Consider the following 15827-nt stretch of genomic DNA (forward strand, 5'->3'; position numbering starts at 1 on the left):
TTTCCTTTGACCTTAATCTCATATTGCAAAGAATACTTTTATTTCCTTTCGCAAAAAAGCCGCCACTCATCGTGGCGGCTTTTAAATATAATAAATTATCGACTATACTTTCTTATCCATCTTAATTGTATGCACATTCATCGATTGCACTTTAATCTGCTTCTGGATACTGCTGCTAGTTTGAACGGCCTGGTTCAAATGCGGAGCGATAACCAACGAAACGATCGACATTAATTTAATCAAAATGTTCATCGACGGGCCCGAAGTATCTTTAAACGGATCGCCTACGGTATCACCGGTTACCGATGCCTTGTGCGGTTCAGATTTTTTGTAATAGATCTCGCCGTTTATTTCTACCCCTTTTTCAAAGGATTTTTTGGCATTATCCCATGCACCCCCTGCGTTACTCTGGAAAATCCCCATCAACACGCCCGACACGGTTACACCGGCCAGCATGCCGCCCAAAACTTCAGGGCCAAATATAAAGCCTACAAGTATCGGGCTGATCAGGGCTATTAAACCCGGTGCTACCATTTCGCGTAAGGAAGCCTTTGTAGATATGGCCACGCATTTTTCATACTCGGGTTGTGCCTTGTATTCCATAATGCCCGGTATCTCGCGGAACTGGCGCCTAACTTCTTCAACCATGGCCATTGCTGCACGGCCTACTGCCGAAATACACAATGCTGAGAAGATGAAAGGTATCATACCGCCAACAAATAAACCGGCTAACACATCTGCTTTATAAATGTCGATGTGCTCGATACCGGCAACACCTACGAAAGCTGCAAATAATGCAAGTGATGTTAACGCTGCTGATGCAATTGCGAAACCTTTACCTGTTGCTGCTGTAGTGTTACCTACGGCGTCGAGGTTATCTGTACGGTGACGAACTTCTTCCGGTAAGCGGCTCATTTCGGCAATACCGCCTGCGTTATCGGCAATTGGGCCGAATGCGTCGATAGCCAGCTGCATAGCAGTTGTTGCCATCATACCTGCGGCTGCAATAGCCACCCCGTATAAACCTGCAAAGTGATACGAACCGTAAATACCTGATGCTAGTACTAATATCGGCAATACTGTTGATTCCATACCTACAGCCAAACCACCGATGATGTTGGTAGCGTGACCTGTTGATGATTGACGGATAATGCTCAGCACCGGGCGTTTACCCATTGCAGTGTAATACTCGGTAATCATCGACATTAAAGTACCTACTACCAAGCCAACCACAATCGACATAAATACGCCGTTTTTGGTAAACACCAGCGAACCGGCTTTTACAGCGCCTGCTGCATCCTCGTCGCGCACCATGTGGAACGAATCGTTTGGCAACATCCACTGCACCAAAAAGTAAGTTGCAATTGCTGTTAAAATAATAGAAGCCCAGTTGCCTATGTTTAATGCATTTTGTACGCTATCGGTCTCATTTTTAATTCTTACCATGGCTGCGCCTACTATCGAGAAGATAAGGCCCATGCCCGCAATTACCATTGGTAATAAAATAGGTGCAATACCACCGAAAGCATCATGCGATACAATTTCGCGGCCCAAAACCATGGTTGCAAGCATAGTTGCTACATACGATCCGAACAAATCGGCGCCCATACCGGCAACATCGCCCACGTTATCGCCTACGTTATCGGCAATGGTTGCAGGGTTACGCACGTCATCTTCAGGGATGCCTGCTTCAACTTTACCTACAAGGTCGGCGCCAACGTCGGCAGCTTTGGTATAGATACCACCACCAACACGTGCAAACAATGCGATTGACTCAGCACCTAACGAAAAGCCGGCCAAAACATCAAGTGCTTTTGCCATAGCTTCGCCGTTAACGCTTCCGCCAGTATTTTTAACATACATGGTATAAAACACAATGAACAACGACCCAAGGCCGATGATTGCCAAACCGGCAACACCTAAACCCATTACTGTACCGCCTGTAAACGACACCTTTAATGCCTGCGCCAAACTGGTGCGTGCAGCCTGTGTGGTGCGCACATTTGCTTTGGTTGCAATACGCATACCCAGGAAACCTGCAAATGCCGATAAAAAGGCACCGCAAACAAAAGAGATTGCAATAACCGGGCTCGATGTAGCAACCGTTGTGCCCGACCATGCCAAAAGGATGCCTGCAACTACCACAAAGTAGCTCAGTATTTTCCACTCGGCACGTAAAAAGGCCATCGCGCCATCGGCAATGTAGCCTGCTAATTGGGCCATATCGCCGTCGCCGGCATCTTGTTTAACCACCCAGGCAGACTTAATGGCCATAAAAAGAATCCCGACCAGTCCGAATACAGGAATTAAATAAATTAAGTAATTGTTCAAAAAATCCATATTTAAAATTTAGTAAATAGTCCAGTTTATTATTTCAGCGTGCAAATATAATTGGTTGCGCAAAATAGCAAATTAATTTCTTTACAATAGCGTGAGAATTATAAAGTTTTTTGAATAGTTTAGAACCTTTAAACTTAAACTAATTGATGGCAAGGACACCTTCACAACCAAAACTAAAACACGAGCTGGGTTTGCTCGACGGCACAATGCTTGTAGCGGGCTCAATGATAGGCTCAGGTATTTTTATTGTAGGCGCTGATATTACCCGCAATGTAGGCTCAGCAGGCTGGCTGATAGCCGTTTGGCTGATTACCGGTTTTATGACCATAACCGCCGCAGTTAGCTACGGCGAGCTGAGCGCTATGTTCCCAAAAGCAGGAGGACAGTACGTTTACCTTAAAGAGTCGTACAATAAATTGATAGCCTTTTTATACGGCTGGAGCTTTTTCGCTGTGATACAGACGGGAACTATTGCAGCGGTAGGCGTGGCTTTCTCGAAGTTTACTGCTTATATCATCCCGGCAGTGAGTGAGGATAATATATTATTTGGTACGATGATCGGCAGCTGGCACTTTACCATCAGCGCGGCGCAATGCGTATCGATAGTAGTTATTTTGCTGCTAACCTTTATTAACACCAAAGGTGTGCAAAGTGGCAAGTTAATACAAAACACTTTTACCATAACCAAGCTGCTTAGTTTATTTGGGCTGATAATTTTTGGATTATTAGCGATTAAAGGTGATATATGGCACGCCAACTGGACCAATGCCTGGGATATGCACAACCTAAATAAAGATGGCAGTATTGTGCCAGGCGGTTTAGGTATGGCAGCGGCGCTCGGCGCAATAGCGGCTGCAATGGTGGGTTCGATATTCAGCAGCGACAGTTGGAACAATGTGACATTTATTGCAGGAGAAATGCATAACCCTAAACGCAATGTAGGGCTTAGCCTATTTTTGGGTACGCTGATAGTTACTGTTATTTATGTATTGGCTAACGTAATGTATACAGGCGTATTGTCTTTGCATGATATTGCCACTGCCGATAAAGACAGGGTAGCGGTAGCTGCATCGCACGTAATTTTCGGTAATGCCGGTACTTACGTTATCGCTATAATGATAATGATTTCAACTTTTGGGTGTAATAACGGATTGATTATGGCAGGTGCAAGGGTTTATTATACCATGGCAAAAGACGGTTTATTTTTCAAAAAAACCGGTACGCTTAATAAATATTCTGTGCCTGAATTTGGTTTATGGATACAGGCTATTGTTGCCTCGATACTTTGTATGAGCGGCAAGTATGGCGATTTGCTGGATATGATATCATTTGTAGTGGTAATATTTTATGTGCTTACCATAATCGGAATTTATAAGTTGAGGATTACCCGCCCGGATGCTGAAAGGCCGTATAAAGCATTTGGCTACCCGGTTCTGCCTGCTATTTATATCTTAATGGGTATTGCGTTTTGTGTATTACTTTTTATATACAAAAGAACGTACACCGAATATGGTTTGATAATCGTTTTATTGGGGGTACCTATTTATTATATAACAAAATACTTCTCAAAGGATGAGGATACACACGAAGTGCCTGCTTAGCCTTCTTTTTATAACCGGGCAGGCTGCTGCCCAAACATTGGAACAAAAACTGCAATCGGCGTTTAACCGGTTGCAGGCTGATAGCCAGTGTAAATATGCGTCACTATCGCTTACCGTACTCGATGCCAAAACGGGTGAAACGGTTTTTACCGCTAACCCCAACATGGGCCTGGCAACAGCCTCAACCTTAAAAACTATTACCACCATTACCGCGTTTAATTTATTGGGGAAAGATTTTCAATACCAAACCCAATTCGGCTACAGCGGTACTATTACTGCTGATGGCACACTAAACGGCGATGTTATTATCAAAGGTGCCGGTGATCCCACCCTTGGCAGCTGGCGGTATGAGAATACCCACGAAGGGCATGTGCTCAGCTTAATGGTTGATGCTTTGCAAAAGGCAGGCATCAAAAAAATAAACGGCCGTATTATTGGCGACGACTCGGTATTTGGCTCACAATCTATTCCCGAAGGATGGATCTGGATGGACCTCGGCAATTATTACGGCGCAGGAACATCAGGCCTTACATGGCGCGAAAACCAGTTTGATATTAAATTTCATACCGGCAGGGTTGATTCGCCGATCAGCATAACGCACGAGGTGCCTGCCATGCCTTACCTCAATTTTAAAAGCGAGCTGGTTAATGCGCCATCGGGCACCGGCGACAATGCCTATGCCTTTTTACCTGTCGGCGGCAAAACCATGTACCTCCGCGGCACTTATGCGCAGGATCAAAGCAAAAAAAGTATCTCCGCCGCCCTCCCCGATCCCGCTTATGACGCTGCATTTCGTTTAATGGACACGCTTAAACGATTGGGCATTTTGGTAAGCAACGACCCGGAATCGACTACTACATTAACTGCCAAAGGATTGACCTCGCCGCAAGTGATAACAAATTTAACCACCATCCTGTCGCCGCGTTTAAGCCAGATAGTATATTGGCTCAACCAAAAAAGCATTAACCTGTATGCCGAGCAACTGTTAAAAACCATAGCCTGGAAAGCCGGTAAAACACCAAGCACCGGCAACGGCGTTGAGGTTGAACAAGAATTTTGGAAAGCCCGTGGAATTGACCCGCATTCGTTGAACATTGTCGATGGCAGCGGCCTGTCCCCCGGCGACAGGGTGACTACCTTAACGCTGGCAACTATCCTGCAATCGGCCAAAAAGGAAGCCTGGTTTCCTGATTTTTATGCCAGTCTGCCAACGTATAACGATATGAAGATGAAAAGTGGCAGCATATTAAATGTGCTTACCTACGCCGGCTACCACACTTACCACGGGCGGGAGCTTTGCTTTTCGATAATGGTAAATAATTATAACGGAGGCAGTAAAGCGATTAAGGAGAAGATGTTTAGGGTTTTGGATGAGTTGAAGTAGAGGCCCCTTGAACGTGGGGCAGTACCGGTTAGCATCCAAATGCTGTATCGCTGTGGTGACTCACTTGATGATACGGGTGATACAAAAAAGCTCTAAACTTGTCATTGCGAGGAACGAAGCAATCGCTAACTCTACAGGGCGAACTACAAGATGCAGAAATTTTATTATCGGCTAGCATGGCGTGCGGTTGCCGCGCTGCGCTCGCAATGACAAAATGGTAAAAATGCTGTATCGCCTGTATCGCTGTAGCGACTCCCCAGGTGATACACGATACAAAAACCTTTCTATGTGTTTGTCATCAATGAATAAGATAGCTGACGATTTTGACTTGCTGTATCGCCTGTATTGCCAGGTTGAACAATACAGTGATACAGTACAGTAATTAGCTATATCTGTATTTAAAGGATTTATATTGAGTAAATTATATATAAATTAAGATTAAGCTATCTTCAATAAGGTTATGGTGATTATCAATTGTATATATATAATTACCTATAAATTATGATAATATATATATTAATTGAATGTACATAGGGTATCTATATAAACATCCATATCCACTGACATTGATTAAAACTGTTCTGTATCATTGTGTCATTCAGTGTAGCGATACAAGCGATACAATAAGCAAATCTATTCCAGGATTAAGAATAAAATGTAAATTCATATCAGGATTATTATTCAACAAGTGTAAACTCTTTTAGGATGGGATACACCTTCTCAATTATTTAAGCTTTTACCTGGTAATTTAAGCTGTTCTGTATCGCCGTATCATTCAATGTAGTAATACAGGCGATACAGAAACTAACGAAATTTAAAAAAGGCACGAGCCTTTTGTCTCCCCATGGTTTCTCACAGAGTATCCTGTTTGTTTATATTAAATAATTCGTAAATTTGATTATGAACTTACAGGCCGAAAAACTTGAAGTAGTGCGAATGATACTGGATACTGATGATAAAAATATTATCAGTGAGGTAAAATCTTTGTTTAAAAAAAGTCTCAAATCAAATAATAAAACTGCAGAATTAGATAAGTTCTACGATGGGTTTAGGGACGGCATTCGTGATGTAAAGCTATCGTTAGAAGGAAAAATCGAATTAAAAGACGCTGATACCTGGCTTAATGAGCTTTAAGATAATAATTACGAGGAACTTTGAGAAAGAAGCAAAACCTCTTGCCAAAAAATATCCTTCCTTCAAAAAAGACATAACAAAATTAATTAAAGCGCTTAAAATCAACCCCGAAGAAGGAACGCCATTAGGAAACAACCTGTACAAAGTCCGGGTAGCAATTGAAAGTAAAAATCGCGGCAAGTCGGGAGGTGCAAGGGTTATTACCCATCTCATTTTCGAAAACGAAAGAGTGTATTTAGTTTCTATTTACGACAAAGCCGAATACGACACTTCCGACACAAGCCTGTTGCTGAAAATATTGAAAGAGGAAGGCCTTAGATGATGCTGTAGCAATAGACGGAAAGCGTCGTGCATCTCCACGAAAAAAACAACTATATACCCGCCTTTATACTATTAAACGGCACACCCAAACCATCATTGGCAAACTGGGTAAGCACGCTGTCTTTCAGCATCATATAATCGCCGTGCTGCGTTACTATCCATTTTTCTATATTGCCGTCCTTAACTTTTTGTGGGATAGTTTTGGATACCACCTTTGCTGCGGAATCCAGTTCGATAATGTAAACTTCCCTTTTTTCATCCAGCGGGTCATCAAATGGGATGATGACGGTGTGGTTATAGTCGTCAATAAAGCGGCCGAGCACATTTTTAGCAATAATTTCATTGGGTTTAAGTCCTAACAAGTGCTTTGCCTTTTCCTGGTTTAAGCCAAATATTTTTAAGCGAACAACGTTGCCCTCATCATCTTTCAAAGTATCAAATGATGCCACCTGGTTTGCGTTGATGAATTTAGCCGAAGCATAATAACTATGCTCACCGGCGCTGGTTTCGGTATTGCCGGGCAGCAGGAAGCTAATATGCAGATTTTGTATCTGGGCGCTGTCTTTTTTTACTTTGCCGGCTATAAGAATCAGTTGTGCCTGTGTCATCCGGTTGGCGATGTGCACGTTTACAGTTGTAGCGGTATCATTTTTAAAGATTTTTGATACGGTATAATGGGGTATATCCTGCGGTTTTTTGCAGGAGAAAAAAAATGGCAGTGAGCAACAGGCAATTATAATTTTTAATTTATTCATAATTAATTTTTCGTACATTATTATCGTCTTTCTTAGCCCTTTTCATGCCGTCAATAGTAATGCTATTCATAAAATATGTCAAAGGTAATATCTGTCGGTTAAATATTATTTCGGTTTCAAGCAACGGATCCTTAAGCTTGAACAGGTGTATATTAACCTGATAGTTTCCAGCTTTTTCAATTTTTATTTTTTTATCGATAAAACGAGAATCTTCCGATACGCTGGGCCAGGACATCATCGAGAAATCCAAATTTAGTTCTAAAGGGAATATGTTTTTTTTTAAACCCATTAAAGGATGATCGTTGTCAATTTCCCTTCCATTCACCGTCACTGAGGTATAAAAATTTTTTGGGGGATTTGCGCTATCATCAACAGAATTAGTGAAATAAATATGGAATTTTAAAAACACACTATCAGTTGCGTTTGATTTTTCGTCATTAATGCCTAACTCCCGGTACATCGCCGGTATAATGTCAACTTTATTTACGTCGCGTATTTTATAGCTGAAATTTAAAATTAAATTTTTTCCATTTAGCGCAAACTTGCCCTTGCCCACTGCATCATGGATTCTGATCTCGTCGGGAGGAACTACGGTTGCCTTAAAATCACTGTATTCAAATGTACTATCCTTTTTTAATACAAGAGATCTTTTAACTGTTGCTCCCCGAGCCCCACCAACGTAAACATACGAACCAATAAGATTTTTTCTGGAACAGGCGCTAATAAGCATTATCAAACATATACCCGGACAAAAAAATTTATATAATCCCATTTAAACTACCTCCCTTCTCCCCCATCTTATCTACTAATTTCTCAACTTCCGGGTCTTTCACCAACACCGGCGCGTGGTGCGGCTTAATGCGCGCATCAATAATCAGCGGGCCGTTGCAGCCCCAATGCTTATGTTCGGTGTAGGCTTTAATTCCATAAATATCGTGCGAGGGGTTGCTGCGGGTAAAGGTTACCCATACAAAGTTATTGATGCTTTGTGCTGTAAAATCTGCATCATCACAAAGTACCATTAGCGGCAGGCTGTTAAGTTCTGCATCCTGCAAATGCTCATCCAGGATCTCCAGCATCAATGGCATATCGCTGGTGCGGATGTTTTTGGGCACTTCGACAGCCAATACGCCAGGCATTACCATTTTGTATTTTTCGAAAGGTCGCGGTAAGCTGAAATCTGCAGGCAATTCGCTCCATAGTTCCCTCTTTACTTCACCTGCTACTGCTACTGCCACCTTACTTCCGGTGTTTAAGCCGCTGCCACTGTAATCTAAAGTATCAATGGTAGTATTGGTGTAAAAGTGCAGGTCGCGGGTAAGGTGTATCCGTTGCAGGATATGTTTTAAAAATCCGCCGATGTCATTTACATTTAGCGTTGGGTCGTCTTCCTGTGCGGCAATAAACAGGTATTTGGCAAGGCTTAGCTGTCCTTTACCTAATATATGGTTGGCAATGGTTAAGATCTCCTGCGGGCGGCGCTCATTGCTATATGGCGTATAACGTTCGCTGCCAATGGCGAAGAGCAAAGGGTGCACTCCGGCAGCATCAACCGCGTTTACCGCATGTAGTCCCGGTATTTCCTTCGGGATAGCCGAGCCCGTAATCTCGTGGATCAGCGCCCCAAAACTGGTATCCTCCTGCGGCGGACGGCCAACCACGGTAAATGACCAAATGGCATCCTTGCGGTGATAAACATTATGCACTTTTAACAATGGAAACGGGTGCTTTAAACTGTAATAACCCAAGTGATCGCCAAAAGGGCCTTCAGGTTTATTGTCGTGCGGCATAACGGTACCGGTTATCACAAAATCAGCATCCGCCGAAATGCAGAAACCTTCATCATCATAAAAATAACGGAAACGGCGATTGCCCAGCGCCCCGGCGAAAGTCATTTCAGACAGGCCCTCGGGCAATGGCATCACCGCAGCAACCGGGTGCGATGGCGGGCCACCTACAAATATGCTTACCTTTAGCGGCTGCCCTTTCGCGTTTGCTTTGGTCTGATGAACGCCAATCCCCCTGTGCAACTGGTAATGCAGGCCGATTTCTTCGTTCATGATATAATCGTTCCCACCCAGCTGGATGCGGTACATGCCCAGGTTGGCATTCATGATGCCGGGCTTGTCAATATCTTCGGTATATACCTGCGGCATGGTAACAAAGGGACCACCGTCCTTGGGCCAGTTTACTATCTGCGGTATATCGCTTATTTTACATTTAGCAAAGTTAACAGGCGCGCTGCGGCCCACTTTCATAGGTAATGCCGACAGTGCCGTTAACCCCACCCCGGCATATTTAAATGGATTCTTTATTGCTTTTAAAGGGTCAGACTTTAAATCGACTAGCGTTTTAATTTTGTCCAGCGTGTCTCTGAAAATAAACTTCGACCTGTCCAGCGTGCCAAACAGGTTGGACACCGCCGGGAATTTACTGCCTTTTACATTTTCGAACAGGATAGCCGGGCCCTCATGCTCAAACACACGCAGGTGGATGGCGGCCATTTGCAGGTAAGGGTCAACCTCTTCCTTAATACGAATTAAGCGGCCGTGTTTTTCAAGGTCGGTAACGCAGGCTTGTAAACTTTTATAGCTCATGTTTGTGGGTGCAAATGTACAAAATGCGACGGGGATTTACCCTGCCGGCCCTTCCCTATTACTGCCGGCTTTCCTTCATTTTCATGTCATTAAATCAACATATCTTCAAATCGTGTCCTCCAGTAAATCTATAGACAAACATTAAAGTAAGTGCTTAAAAAAAGTTATTATTACTTTAGCGGCGTCCTATTTTTTCAATGGTATGTCGGTAATTTTATTTACAGTAATTATCCTAATTGGCTCCTATTTTGCAGGTTTGCTGGGCTCATTAACCGGGCTTGGCGGCGGTGTTGTAATTATACCATTGCTTACCCTTTTGCTCAATGTCGATATTCATTATGCCATCGGCGCCTCATTGGTGTCGGTTATCGCTACGTCATCGGGTTCGGCGGCAGCTTATGTAAAAGAGGGAATTACCAATATGCGGCTGGGCATGTTTTTAGAAATTGCCACCACCGCCGGGGCTATGGTTGGCGCTATATTGGCGACGCATATCCCAACCCATTATATCGCCATATTATTTGGTGTGATACTAACCGCATCTGCCATATTATCGCTGCGCAAAAAAGCGGAGCACATCGTCACCCAAAAAAGCTACCTGGCCGAAAAGCTGAAACTTAACAGCAGCTACCCTAACGGCGGTGGCACAGTTGAGTATAGTGTTACCAATGTTGCAGGCGGTTTTTTTATGATGATTTTCGCCGGCACCATATCCGGGTTAATCGGTATAGGTTCAGGGGCACTTAAGGTGATAGCGATGGATACTATTATGCGAATACCTTTCAAGGTATCAACCACTACCAGCAATTTTATGATAGGCGTTACCGCATCGGCAAGTGCAGTTGTTTATTTGCAACGGGGATACATCCACCCGGCGTTGGTTATGCCTGTTGTTATCGGGGTGCTGATTGGTGCGTTTACGGGCTCTAAAATATTGGTAAAAACAAAATCGTCGGGCTGGCTAAGGTGGGTGTTTGCCATTGTGGTAACCTTTTTGGCCGGGCAAATGATTTATAACGGAATAACGGGGAAAATTTAACGGGAAAAGTCCATGGACCATAGACGATAGACCATGGCAGGAAGGAAAGTCCATGGACCATAAACGATAGACCATGGCAGGAAGATTGAGATATACTATCAACAATAAAAACACAATATTTACTATGGTCTATGGACCATAGACTATGGACTAAAAAATGAAATTCAAAGACACCGACATACAATCACTCATAGGCAAGGTGCTGTGCGGCGGCATGATTGTATCCATGAGTATAGTTTTTTTCGGGGGGATATTTTATGTTGTACGGCATGGGCATTCTATTCCCGATTATAAAACATTCACCGGCATCCCGTCTTTTATGGGCAGCCTTATAGTCGCGGCAACTAATTTAAAAGGACAGGCAATTATTCAACTGGGTATTGTTTTGTTAATTGCAACGCCAATTTTAAGGGTTATATGCTCAACTATCGGCTTTGTGCTTGAGAAAGATTACCTGTATGTAGGTATCAGTTTGCTGGTGTTGCTGATTATTTTCGCCAGTATGATGGGTGGCCGTGTTGGTTAGTCTGTTTCATATCATATTCGCCCGACTTAAGACTCAGGACTACCGACTCAAGACTTAGAACTCCCCACTAATTTCCTCCCCCGTTACCAATCCTCTTTTGTTCTTCCTCGTTACCTGTACGGTGATCGGCAGCTGCTTTTACAGTGGTTTTGCCAAAGCGGTAACTAAACGTAAGGCGGGCTACCTGGCTCTCCTTTTTATCAACAATGGTTTGATTAATGTTTTGATAGTTAGTTTGCGCTCTGTCTTTCAGCGTGTTAAACACATCAACAACATTTAACCTCAGGGTTCCGTGTTTATTAAATAATTGGGTGCCCAGGCCCGCATCAACCCTGTATTGGGCTTTATTTTGGTTGATGCCATAAAAGTTGGGCGATTCATACACACCTGTAATTGAAGCGTTTACTCCTTTCCCAAGCTTAAAGCTTTGGATAGTGTTAAAAATAATATCCTGCGCCCCTTTGTTAAGGTTGCCGTTTTGCGGGTAAGCCACGTAGCGCTGATACGACGCGTCTATATGGAAATAAGCGTTCCACCAGGCGTTAACTGTTACCGGTGCCGAAAATCTAATACCGTAGTTGTATATCCTGCCGAAATTGGTGTGCGTTAGTATACTCACTTTCGAAGTGTCGTTTTGCTCATAAAAGCCAAAATCGTAAGCATCGCTGATTATCGTAGCATACAATGATGTAGTAATAATTTTTTTGTAGGTATGGCTAAGCTCGATGTTATTCGAATATTCCGGCTTTAAGTTGGGGTTACCGCTGCGGTAATCGTATAAATCAATATAATATAAAAAAGGGTTTATCTCCTCGTAAGCGGGCCGGCCAATACCGCGGTTGTAGCTTAACGAAAGTTCATTTTTATCATTAATATGGTAAGTTACCAGCGTTTGGGGGAACACGCTGAAATAATCCCTGCTTATTTTTGAATTCATGGTGACGGAGTTACCATTACTGGTGGTTTGCTCGCCCCTTACGCCTATTGTTAGGTCAACCTTGTTAAACTTATTTTGATAGTTTAGATAGGCTACGTTTATGTTTTCGGTGTAGTAAAAATGGTTGCTCAAATTTGGGTTGGATAAATACTCATCACCCACCTTAGGGCCAAAAATCAAATCGTTATTACTACTTACGTGACTGTTTTTAATACCGGTTTCCAGCGTAGACGTTTTTGAAAGCGGCGTAGAAAAGTCAAGCTTTGAAAGCCAGATATGGATTGTTGACGGCGAAAGATTTTCTAACAACAGGTCGGCACGATAGGGGCTCCAGTCGGCCTTAAAAAACTGGTTGGTAATATACTCAGACGAACTGCGGTTAAAGGTAGTATAGTTCAGGTCGGCCATTAAAGTTGTGCCGGCTTTGTCGAGCTTGCCGCTGTAGTTTATATTGTAATTTATTTTGGTAACATGCCTGCTTAAAGCAGAATTGGCTGTAATAATTGAGTCGAGGCTGCCCTGGTTACTAATGTTAAGACCGTTATTTTTGGTAAAATCGTCATGCCGCGACATCCCGTTTATCAAAAAACCGATGGTATGTTTGGGCGATATAAAAAAATCAGTCCCCAGGTTAAAACCGCTGTTGGTGCTTTGCTGAACATTCCTGTAGTTAACATCGTAATTGCTTAATACACCATCAAAGTTGATAAACCTGTTGGTCATGATGTTGCGGAAAGTCTTATCTGCCGTAAAGTTGTAACTGCCAAAAACGTTAAACTTGTCCATACGGTCGTTAAACGCAATGCCAATATTGCCTTTGTAGTATTTACCATAGCCGGCTGTGGCGGTTATTGAGCCATTGGCGCCTACGTTAGTGCCTTTTTTAAGCACAATATTCACTATACCCCCGCTGGATGCATCATATTTTGCCGACCCTGCAGTAATCAGTTCAATCCTGTCAATTGCGCTCGATTGCAAACTGCGGAGGTAGGTGGCCAGGTCGTCGCCGGTTAAACTGGTGGCTTTACCGTCGATGGTTACCAATGCATTTTGCCTGCCTATAATGTTTATGTTGTTACTGTTATCAACCCTTACTCCCGGCGATTGCCTTAAGATTTCGAGCACCGAACTTCCTTCGGCAGTTAAGCTATTGGGAATATTGATCGTTATCTTTCCGGGCCGTACTTCAATTTCGGGCCGGGTGCTTGATATGGTAACTTCTTTGAGCTGATTGGAGGATGGCTTTAATACAATCTCCGAAACTCTAAACGTTTTGTCTTCCTCAAGTTCGTAGGGGCCGGCATAGACTTTGTTAAAACCTATCATAGTTGCCAGCAGCAGGTAGCTATCGGCGGGTACATCATCAAACCGGTAACGACCGTTTTTGCCGATAATGGTGGAGCTTACTATCGATGAGTCGCGGGCTTTTAATAAAATTATGGTTGCTGATTCGGCGGGAACTCTGGCGTCTGTTAAAACCTTACCCTGTATAGATGAAAGCGCCACTTGCGCGTGTGCATTATCAAAAGTAACGGCCAGAAGTATAGCCCATAAAAGGCACACCGTGATAAGCTTCATTAACAGTTTTTATACAAGTTTACTATAAATTTACCTTTAAATTAAATTGACTACAATATAGCAACATTAATTAACCCGGTAAACAAAAAAGGCTTTTTACGTATAGGTGGTGATAAAAGTTCGTTACAAATATATCAAAATATTTGTTTTACAGGTTAACATATTACATAAATGTTAATTTAAAATAATTATTTAAGCGTACAGGTTAAATAATTGTATTTCAAACACTTTAAATACCCGTAGGTTATTATTAAAGAATGAATATCCGGCGCAATAAGCGCTGCCATAAATTATGTGTATTAATAATACTTGTAAATTGAGCTCCCTCAAAAGCCGGATTTCGCGAATTTGATTAGCGCAATTGGATTAAATTCGTGTAATTCGTATTAATTATTAATTATGGATTTAAAACCACAGCTGCGTACAGTAAACGTTACCCGTTACGTTACGCCCCTGCGCGAGGGCGGCTCGCTGCCTGCTATTGCCGAGGCCGATGACGGCTTTTTATACGTGTTAAAATTTCGCGGTGCGGGCCAGGGAGCAAAAGCATTGGTTGCCGAATTAATTGGGTGCGAAATTGCCCGTGCCTGCGGTTTAAAAGTGCCTGAAGTGGTATTTGCCAACCTGGATGAAGCCTTTGGCCGTACCGAGCCTGACGAAGAAATACAGGATTTATTAAAGGCCAGTGTTGGCCTTAACCTCGCCTTGCATTACCTGTCGGGGGCAATAACCTTTGACCCTGCTATTTCGCCCATTGATGCAACGCTGGCATCGCAGATTGTTTGGCTTGATTGCCTGCTGACAAACGTTGATCGCACACCACGCAATACTAATATGCTGATATGGCACCGCGAATTATGGCTGATTGACCATGGTGCGGCTTTATATTTCCATCACTCGTGGCACAATTGGCTCGAGGCCGCTAAAAAACCATTTTTACAGGTAAAAGACCATGTATTATTATCACGCGCAACGCAGTTGACCGAAGTTGACGCTGCATTTAAGCAAATACTTACCGCCGAACGCATACGGGCTATTGTGGAGGTGATACCTGATGAATGGCTCACCGGTGAATCCACGTTTGAAACTCCCGCACAATACCGCGAGGCTTATATTGAATTTTTAACTACGAGATTGGAGCATTCATCAATTTTTGTAAACGAAGCACAACATGCAGCAGAAAACATTATTTGAGTATGCCGTAATACGCGTTGTGCCCAGGGTAGAACGCGAGGAGTTTTTAAATATTGGGGTGATAGTATATTGCGCCAAACAAAAATTTTTGCAGGCCCGCTACCATTTAGATGAGGCCAGGCTGCAGTCGTGCCATAAAGATTTGGATATTGAAGAGCTGAAGCAACACCTTTGCTCATTTGAGCGCATTTGCAATGCCGATAAAGATGCCGGGCCAATTGGTAAGCTTGACATGGCCTCGCGCTTCAGGTGGTTAACCGCCACGCGCAGCACAGTGCTGCAAACGTCAAAAGTGCACCCCGGAATGACCGATGATGCTTTGGCGACTTTGGAAAGGTTATTCGCACAGCTGGTATTGTAACGATGTTAATTTGAAGATGTGTTGATTCGATGATTTGAAAATAGGAAAAGAGGCTACTGC

General features: G+C 43.1%; 13 protein-coding genes. 8 read left to right on the top strand and 5 right to left on the bottom strand.

The genetic code is table 11. The annotated features are described in order from the left end of the window. Nucleotides 1-102: 102 nt before the first annotated feature. Nucleotides 103-2340, bottom strand: a complete 2238-nt coding sequence (locus Q0R52_RS19880; protein WP_295797501.1) for a sodium-translocating pyrophosphatase — start codon at nucleotides 2338-2340, stop codon at nucleotides 103-105. 146 nt (nucleotides 2341-2486) lie between these two features. Between Q0R52_RS19880 and Q0R52_RS19885 the strand changes: the two genes are divergently transcribed. From Q0R52_RS19885 to Q0R52_RS19900, 4 genes are all read left to right on the top strand, one after another. After that, complete coding sequence (locus tag Q0R52_RS19885) at nucleotides 2487-3941, top strand: amino acid permease (RefSeq protein WP_295797503.1); 1455 nt, start codon at nucleotides 2487-2489, stop codon at nucleotides 3939-3941. Next, on the top strand, nucleotides 3913-5325 hold the full coding sequence (dacB, locus tag Q0R52_RS19890) for a D-alanyl-D-alanine carboxypeptidase/D-alanyl-D-alanine-endopeptidase (protein WP_295797505.1): 1413 nt from the start codon (nucleotides 3913-3915) through the stop codon (nucleotides 5323-5325). The genes Q0R52_RS19885 and dacB overlap by 29 nt, the downstream gene beginning before the upstream one ends. A 900-nt stretch (nucleotides 5326-6225) precedes the next feature. Beyond that, the gene (locus Q0R52_RS19895; protein ID WP_295797508.1) at nucleotides 6226-6459 is read left to right on the top strand and encodes a hypothetical protein; all 234 of its coding nucleotides are present in this window, start codon (nucleotides 6226-6228) and stop codon (nucleotides 6457-6459) included. After that, nucleotides 6449-6781, top strand: coding sequence for an addiction module toxin RelE (locus Q0R52_RS19900; RefSeq protein ID WP_252793973.1), 333 nt, complete (start codon nucleotides 6449-6451; stop codon nucleotides 6779-6781). The genes Q0R52_RS19895 and Q0R52_RS19900 overlap by 11 nt, the downstream gene beginning before the upstream one ends. 49 nt (nucleotides 6782-6830) lie before the next feature. On the opposite strand, the gene Q0R52_RS19905 is transcribed toward Q0R52_RS19900, so the two are convergent. From Q0R52_RS19905 to Q0R52_RS19915, 3 genes are read right to left on the bottom strand one after another with little or no spacing between them, the layout of a single operon-like run. Next, the gene (locus tag Q0R52_RS19905) at nucleotides 6831-7535 is read right to left on the bottom strand and encodes a hypothetical protein (RefSeq protein WP_295797511.1); all 705 of its coding nucleotides are present in this window, start codon (nucleotides 7533-7535) and stop codon (nucleotides 6831-6833) included. Further along, on the bottom strand, nucleotides 7528-8265 hold the full coding sequence (locus Q0R52_RS19910; protein ID WP_295797514.1) for a hypothetical protein: 738 nt from the start codon (nucleotides 8263-8265) through the stop codon (nucleotides 7528-7530). The genes Q0R52_RS19905 and Q0R52_RS19910 overlap by 8 nt, the downstream gene beginning before the upstream one ends. 28 nt (nucleotides 8266-8293) lie before the next feature. Next, nucleotides 8294-10132: a UbiD family decarboxylase gene (locus Q0R52_RS19915; protein ID WP_295797518.1), complete on the bottom strand. Its 1839-nt coding sequence runs from the start codon at nucleotides 10130-10132 to the stop codon at nucleotides 8294-8296. Between the two features lie 202 nt (nucleotides 10133-10334). Here Q0R52_RS19915 and Q0R52_RS19920 point away from each other — a divergent pair, with 202 nt between their 5' ends. Next, a complete protein-coding gene (locus Q0R52_RS19920; protein ID WP_295797522.1) occupies nucleotides 10335-11171 on the top strand; it encodes a sulfite exporter TauE/SafE family protein in 837 nt (278 codons plus the stop codon). 157 nt (nucleotides 11172-11328) lie between these two features. Further along, on the top strand, nucleotides 11329-11697 hold the full coding sequence (locus Q0R52_RS19925; protein ID WP_295797524.1) for a DUF1634 domain-containing protein: 369 nt from the start codon (nucleotides 11329-11331) through the stop codon (nucleotides 11695-11697). Nucleotides 11698-11764: 67 nt separating this feature from the next. On the opposite strand, the gene Q0R52_RS19930 is transcribed toward Q0R52_RS19925, so the two are convergent. Then, nucleotides 11765-14212, bottom strand: coding sequence for a TonB-dependent receptor (locus tag Q0R52_RS19930; RefSeq protein WP_295797527.1), 2448 nt, complete (start codon nucleotides 14210-14212; stop codon nucleotides 11765-11767). A 399-nt stretch (nucleotides 14213-14611) separates the two neighbouring features. Here Q0R52_RS19930 and Q0R52_RS19935 point away from each other — a divergent pair, with 399 nt between their 5' ends. Next, nucleotides 14612-15406: a HipA family kinase gene (locus Q0R52_RS19935; protein WP_295797530.1), complete on the top strand. Its 795-nt coding sequence runs from the start codon at nucleotides 14612-14614 to the stop codon at nucleotides 15404-15406. After that, complete coding sequence (locus Q0R52_RS19940) at nucleotides 15384-15767, top strand: DUF3037 domain-containing protein (RefSeq protein WP_295797533.1); 384 nt, start codon at nucleotides 15384-15386, stop codon at nucleotides 15765-15767. Before Q0R52_RS19935 ends, Q0R52_RS19940 begins: the two co-directional genes overlap by 23 nt. Nucleotides 15768-15827 lie beyond the last annotated feature (60 nt).

This window comes from Mucilaginibacter sp., from assembly GCF_025359345.1.
Lineage (GTDB): Bacteria > Bacteroidota > Bacteroidia > Sphingobacteriales > Sphingobacteriaceae > Mucilaginibacter.